The organism is Polynucleobacter sp. 35-46-11 (assembly GCF_002281105.1).
The window spans coordinates 1-1,567 of record NZ_NCFJ01000558.1 but is presented as its reverse complement, the minus strand read 5'-3'; the positions used below and the strand labels follow the sequence as shown (position 1 = coordinate 1,567).

Here is a 1,567-nt window from a genome sequence, read left to right as displayed (position 1 = left end):
GTTCTCGATAAAACCCAAAGGTATTCTCTTCTCGGATCACTGACAGCTGCCACTTGATATTGAGGATCCAAATCGATCACCCAGTAATCACCCCAGACCATAGGCAGAAATGAAAGCCACTCAGGGGCAAAACGCACCTCTAACTTTGGTGAGTCCTTGCCACCGATTTGACGACCTAAGCCTTCTGCTTCCGAAGTCTCTCCGCTTGCAGTTTTGCAGCTATTGAGCACTCGCAGATTGCCATCAGGTTTTGCGGAATATACAGCCTTGGTATTAGAAACGCATTTCTTCTGAAACCAGTTTGGAAACTTGGCAATCTCGTACCAAGTTCCCAAGTAGCGCGGAACATCTAAGGAGGCTATGGTTTTGACAGCCTGGTCAGCTTGCTGAGCGTTAGCATGGACAGATCCAAGACAAATCAACAGAAAACCCAATGTGGAAATAATTGAAGCGCGAGAATATGAAAACAGAGTCATGGAAGGTGTGATGTTAAGTGATGAATTTCTTGCTCAAGAGATTGCGGATATAAGGAATCCTACAAGATAACAGCAATATCCAAACGATCGCATAAATTGTTACGGTATCAAGATCATTCTTGCCGGCTTTATGCCACCAATAGTGAAGGATCACAGTGCAAGCAATGAAATAAATCAGTCGATGCAGTTGAGCCCACCGACGAGCTAATTTTCTTTGAGCCCAATGGGTAGATGTCAGTGCTAGCGGAATCAAGAGAAGAAAGCTAATGAAGCCCATGGTGATGAATGGTCGCTTCACTACATCCTTGAGCATCTCTACCAAGTCAAAGTCCTGATCTAGCCAAAGCCAAATCCCAAAATGCAGACAGGCATAGAAAAAGCTAAATAAGCCCAACATCCTGCGATACCGAATCCATGCTGCTGAATTCGTCAGCAAGCGCAATGGCGTCATCGCTAAGGTCAAGCACAAAAAGACTAATGCCCAAGTACCCGTTGAACGGGTAATCAATTCAACTGGATTGGCGCCTAAGCCATCATTGAAACCCAGCCAGATTAGTCGCCCTAAGGGCAGTAGTGCCAGCAGAAAAACAAATACCTTCATGAAAACCAAGCATCTAAGATCAATTAGTAGAATTTCTTCAAGTCCATTCCGTTATACATACTGGCAACTTGATCGGCATAACCGTTAAACATTTGTGTTTTCATTTTGGGTGCAAAGGCCGCTTTGAAATCGCCAATCCGACGTTCGGTTGCTTGACTCCAACGAGGATGATTGACCAAAGGATTGACGTTGGAATAAAAACCATACTCTCGAGCATCAAACTGGCTCCAGCTAGTCTTAGGCATCTCTTCAGTCAAACGAATTGTGACAATCGACTTAGCACTCTTAAAGCCATATTTCCAGGGCACCACAATTCGAACCGGAGCGCCATTTTGCTTGGGTAATACTTCGCCATACAAACCAAATGTCAAGAGCGTCAATGGGTTCATTGCCTCATCCAAACGCAAGCCTTCACGATAGGGCCAATCAATAATTTGACTCCTTAAACCAGGGTAGCGCAGACCAGCAAGCGAAGTTATTGGCAGAATTG

At 44.8% G+C, this 1,567-nt stretch carries 3 protein-coding genes; all 3 read right to left on the bottom strand.

Translation table 11 applies throughout. The annotated features are described in order from the left end of the window. The coding region (locus B7Y67_RS17580; RefSeq protein WP_293599737.1) for a lipocalin family protein at positions 1-476 on the bottom strand (476 nt) is incomplete at its 3' end. 13 nt (positions 477-489) lie between these two features. Beyond that, the gene (locus tag B7Y67_RS17575; RefSeq protein WP_293599736.1) at positions 490-1,077 is read right to left on the bottom strand and encodes a sulfite oxidase heme-binding subunit YedZ; all 588 of its coding nucleotides are present in this window, start codon (positions 1,075-1,077) and stop codon (positions 490-492) included. Positions 1,078-1,100: 23 nt separating this feature from the next. Further along, positions 1,101-1,567 (bottom strand): protein-methionine-sulfoxide reductase catalytic subunit MsrP (msrP, locus tag B7Y67_RS17570; protein WP_293599735.1); only part of this gene is annotated, 467 nt, incomplete at its 5' end.

Coding starts and splice junctions, on each gene's coding strand:
- B7Y67_RS17575 (WP_293599736.1), bottom strand. CDS start 1,077: ATGAAGGTATTTGTTTTTCTGCTGGCACTACTGCCCTTAGGGCGACTA.